The following is a 2953-nucleotide window of genomic DNA, read 5'->3' as shown; positions in this document are numbered from 1 at the left end:
AATACACTTAAAAGCTGTTGACCAACCACCTCTCCTTCAGGGACGTGCCGATGCCCGACTGGATGGAAGTCTTCGCGGTCCTGTCGCTTCTCTTGGCAGTCGTCGCGGTCCTGTCCCACATGCTGCGCCGGAAAAGGCCGGGAACGAGTGACGCCCCGGAAAACAGCGCCTTGCCCGCAGAGCACCGGATCGACCCTGACAGCGCTGGCCTGGACGAGCGGCTGGAAGCCGCGCGGGCCTTCGGGGGTGGCAAGCGGCTGGTGCAGACGCGCGAGGGCATCACGTATGGCGTGGATGCGGGCCGCTTCCTGTCGGATCTTGCGACCCGACTGATCGATGCGGGCAATCTCCGCGGCGCCATCGAGGCGCTTGAGGCGCGCCTGCCGCTCGACCGGGAGGAGGACCGCACCTGGCGCGATCTGGACGAGCCCTGGGACGACCCCCATGTCCTGCAATCGAGCTATGAGCGTCTGGCCGGGCTGATGAGGCTGGAGGTGCTGGTCCGCGAGATCGAGCGAGGCCTGGTCTACCTTGCCAGCGATGCCTGCGCCCGCCACGACGCCGGGGAGGACACCCGGGGCGAACTTGCCGCGGAGCTGGCCGAGGCGGTTGCGTTATGCGCGCAACTGAAGGCAGGTCAGGTCGCCGAGCGTTTGCTGGCACGCTGTGCCGAGGTCGGGCTGGCGGGGGCCTCCGGCGCCCCATGACGTCGTGTCCGGCCCGCGTTTCGCCGGGTTGGGCACTGGTCAGCGCCCCTTGGCTGCGCTATCCCCTCGGGCAAGCATGCGCAGAGGGACACCCCATGACCTTTGAAACCCCCGGTCCGGTGGAAACCGATTACCAGGACGTGATCTCGCCCATCGAAGAGATCATCGAAGATGCCCGCAACGGGCGGATGTTCATCCTCGTCGATCACGAGGATCGCGAGAACGAGGGGGACCTTGTCATCCCCGCGCAGATGGCCACGCCCGACGCGATCAATTTCATGGCCACGCATGGGCGCGGCCTGATCTGCCTGTCGATGCCCGGCGAGCGGATCGACGCGCTTGGCCTGCCGCTGATGGCCTCGCATAACTCGTCGCGTCACGAGACCGCCTTCACCGTGTCGATCGAGGCGCGCGAGGGCGTGTCCACCGGCATTTCCGCCCATGACCGCGCCCGCACGGTGGCGGTGGCCATCGACGCGGGCAAGGGCGCGCAGGATATCGCGACGCCCGGGCATGTGTTCCCGCTGCGCGCGCGCGATGGCGGTGTGCTGGTGCGCGCGGGCCATCCCGAGGCCGCGGTCGATATCTCGCGCCTTGCCGGGCTCAACCCTTCTGGCGTGATCTGCGAGATCATGAAGGAAGATGGCTCGATGGCGCGCCTGCCCGACCTCGTCGGCTTCGCGCAGCTTCACGGGCTCAAGATCGGCACGATCAGCGATCTCATCGCCTACCGCCGCCGCCACGATAACCTTGTGAAGGTCGTGGATGAACAGACCATCACCTCGGAATTCGGCGGGGAATGGGCCATGCGCGTCTATACCGACACCGCCCACGGGGACGAACATATCGTGCTGAGCAAGGGCGACCTCTCTGGCGACGAGCCGGTGCTGGTGCGGATGCATTCGCTCGACCCCCTGCTCGACATCGTGGGCACCGGTCCCAAGGGCCGCGCGGGCGAGTTCGCCGATGCCATGCAGGCGGTGGCGGCAGAGGGCCGGGGCGTTGTCGTGCTGCTGCGCGATACCTCGATGAAACTGCACAAGACCGAGGAAGCTTCGCCTCAGACGCTGCGCCAATACGGGCTCGGTGCACAGATCCTGTCCTCGCTCGGCCTGTCGAAACTGGTTCTGCTGACCAATTCGCCCAAGCCCAAGGTTGTCGGTCTCGACGCCTACGGGCTGGAAATCGTTGGCACCCGCAAGATCTCGGAGCTTGGATGATGGCCGGTTCGGAAACCCATTACACGCTGCCCCTGCCGCAGTTCGACAAGCCGGTGAAGGTGCTGATCGTCGTGGCACCCTATTACAAGGATATCGCCGACAACATGGTGGCCGGGGCCATCGCAACCCTGCAAGAGGCGGGGGCCACCCACGACATCGTGGAGGTGCCCGGCGCGCTGGAAGTGCCGACCGCCATCCGCATTGCCTATCGCGCGGGCAATTTCGACGGGTTCGTCGCCATCGGCTGCGTGATCCGGGGCGAGACCACCCACTATGACACCGTCTGCAACGATAGCAGCCGGGCGATCCAGCTTCTAGGGCTGGAGGGGGCCTGCATCGGCAACGGCATCCTGACGGTGGAAAACCGCAAACAGGCGGAAGTGCGCGCCGACCCGGCTGACCAGAACAAGGGCGGGGGGGCTGCGGCGGCTGCGCTCCACCTTATCGCGTTGACGCGGAAGTTCGCAGGGCCTAAAGGCGGCGTCGGTTTCAAACCGGGCGGTCAGACCATCGAGATCGCCGGTGACGCAGAAGGACCCACCCGCGCATGACCAGCGACCGCCCCAAAGGCCCCTCGAAGGATGAGAAGCGCCAGATGAAATCTGCCGCCCGGCTTTATGCCGTGCAGGCGCTTTTCCAGATGGAGGCGTCCGGCCAGACGGTCGAGAAAGTCCGCCAGGAATTTCTCGACTACCGGTTCGGCCAGGAGGTGGGCGGCGAGGAACTGGCCGAGGGCGACCCGGAGCATTTCGGCAAGCTTCTGGATGACGCGGTGAACTGGCAGGCGAAGATCGACCAGATGACCGACCGCGCGCTGGTGGCCAAATGGCCGATCGACCGCATCGACCCGACGATCCGGGCCCTGTTCCGGGCCGCGGGCGCGGAGCTGCTGGCGTCGGACACGCCGCCAAAGGTCGTGATCACGGAATTCGTGGACGTTGCCCGCGCCTTCTTCCCCGAAGGCCGCGAGCCGAAATTCGTCAATGCCGTGCTCGACCACATGGCGCGGGAAGCCAGGCCCGAGGC

4 protein-coding genes are annotated in these 2953 nt (G+C 66.3%); all 4 read left to right on the top strand.

The features are described from left to right. The first annotated feature begins 50 nt into the window (after positions 1 to 50). Entirely contained in the window at positions 51 to 707 is a 657-nt protein-coding gene (locus ACEQXV_RS07285) for a hypothetical protein (RefSeq protein ID WP_372525425.1), read from the top strand. 95 nt (positions 708 to 802) lie between these two features. Further along, positions 803 to 1927 (top strand): 3,4-dihydroxy-2-butanone-4-phosphate synthase, encoded by a 1125-nt coding sequence (ribB, locus tag ACEQXV_RS07280; RefSeq protein WP_370268526.1) that lies wholly within the window; start codon positions 803 to 805, stop codon positions 1925 to 1927. Beyond that, positions 1927 to 2478, top strand: coding sequence for a 6,7-dimethyl-8-ribityllumazine synthase (locus ACEQXV_RS07275; protein ID WP_370268525.1), 552 nt, complete (start codon positions 1927 to 1929; stop codon positions 2476 to 2478). The genes ribB and ACEQXV_RS07275 overlap by 1 nt, the downstream gene beginning before the upstream one ends. Continuing rightward, positions 2475 to 2953, top strand: a 479-nt coding sequence (gene nusB / locus ACEQXV_RS07270; RefSeq protein ID WP_370268523.1) for a transcription antitermination factor NusB, incomplete at its 3' end; no start/stop codon positions are given. The genes ACEQXV_RS07275 and nusB, both read left to right, overlap by 4 nt.

The sequence above is a fragment of the Nioella sp. genome (genome assembly GCF_964229645.1).
In the GTDB taxonomy this organism is placed as follows: domain Bacteria; phylum Pseudomonadota; class Alphaproteobacteria; order Rhodobacterales; family Rhodobacteraceae; genus Nioella.
Note: the sequence above shows the minus strand (reverse complement) of the source record. Positions and strands in the feature narration are given on the sequence as shown.

Coding starts and splice junctions, on each gene's coding strand:
- ACEQXV_RS07275 (WP_370268525.1), top strand. CDS start 1,927: ATGGCCGGTTCGGAAACCCATTACACGCTGCCCCTGCCGCAGTTCGAC.
- ACEQXV_RS07285 (WP_372525425.1), top strand. CDS start 51: ATGCCCGACTGGATGGAAGTCTTCGCGGTCCTGTCGCTTCTCTTGGCA.
- ribB (WP_370268526.1), top strand. CDS start 803: ATGACCTTTGAAACCCCCGGTCCGGTGGAAACCGATTACCAGGACGTG.